Origin of the sequence: Pelomonas sp. CA6 (assembly GCF_022549225.1) — a bacterium.
In the GTDB taxonomy this organism is placed as follows: domain Bacteria; phylum Pseudomonadota; class Gammaproteobacteria; order Burkholderiales; family Burkholderiaceae_C; genus Roseateles.
The window spans coordinates 1-559 of the sequence record NZ_JAKZFD010000048.1 but is presented as its reverse complement, the minus strand read 5'-3'; the positions used below and the strand labels follow the sequence as shown (position 1 = coordinate 559).

Annotated in this window: 1 protein-coding gene; it reads right to left on the bottom strand. The window is 75.0% G+C overall.

Translation table 11 applies throughout. The annotated features are described in order from the left end of the window. Nucleotides 1-559, bottom strand: a 559-nt coding sequence (locus LZ017_RS21810; RefSeq protein WP_241399034.1) for an AMP-binding protein, incomplete at both ends; no start/stop codon positions are given.

Sequence of the window (559 nt, the reverse complement as noted above, 5' to 3'; positions counted from 1 at the left end):
ACGGCTCGCCCAGGTCCAGCACCGGCACCGCGGCGCCGTCCAGCAGCCCCACCATGCGCTCGTGCTGCGCCGCCCCCAGCGTCAGCACCGCCTTGGGCGCGCAGTCCCGCAGCGTCTGCGCCAGCCGCGCGTCCGGCCATTGCGGATCCAGCGGCACATAGGCCGCACCCGCCTGCCAGGTGCCCAGCAGCGCCTGCGTCCACGCGATGGAACGCGGGATGCAGACCGCCACACGGTCCTCCTCGCCCGCGCCCCGCGCGGCCAGCCAGCCGCCCAGCGCCAGCGACTGCCGCTGCAGTTGCGCATAGCTGATCCTTTGATCGCCCTGCTCCAGCGCGATGGCTTGCGGCGTGGCCGCCGCCTGCGCCTGCACGCGGCGCAGCACCTCGCCGGGGCCTTGCAGCGGCTGCTGCGCGTCTTCGCGCCAGCGGCGCAGCTGCGCCTGTTCGTCCTCGCTGAGCAGCGGCAGCGCGGCCAGCGTCGTTTCGGGGTCCGTCTCCAGCGCCTGCAGCAGCCCCTGCAGCGCCTGCTGCATCAGCGCGCAGACGCGTTGCGGCTG